Origin of the sequence: Paenibacillus popilliae ATCC 14706 (assembly GCF_000315235.1) — a bacterium.
GTDB lineage: Bacteria > Bacillota > Bacilli > Paenibacillales > Paenibacillaceae > Paenibacillus_B > Paenibacillus_B popilliae.
The window spans coordinates 1-227 of the sequence record NZ_BALG01000180.1; the positions used below are offsets into that span (position 1 = coordinate 1).

1 tRNA gene and 1 rRNA gene are annotated in these 227 nt (G+C 57.7%); both read right to left on the minus strand.

The window, feature by feature from the left end:
* Window position 1: 1 nt before the first annotated feature.
* Window positions 2–77 (minus strand) — tRNA-Asn (locus PPOP_RS11860).
* A 65-nt stretch (window positions 78–142) separates the two neighbouring features.
* Window positions 143–227: ribosomal RNA gene (gene rrf / locus PPOP_RS19470) — 5S ribosomal RNA — on the minus strand; the annotation flags it as partial.

A 227-nucleotide genomic window follows, 5' to 3' on the forward strand; every position in this document is an offset into this window, starting at 1 on the left:
ATGGCTCCCCGAACAGGACTCGAACCTGTGACAACTCGGTTAACAGCCGAGTGCTCTACCAACTGAGCTATCAGGGAACAGTAAGGAACAGTTCAGCCCTGCGTGGACTTGCAATAGCAACCCCACGCTCGCATCTCTGTCTGCTTGGCAGCGTCCTACTCTCCCAGGACCCTGCGGTCCAAGTACCATCGGCGCTGGAGGGCTTAACGGTCGTGTTCGGGATGGGT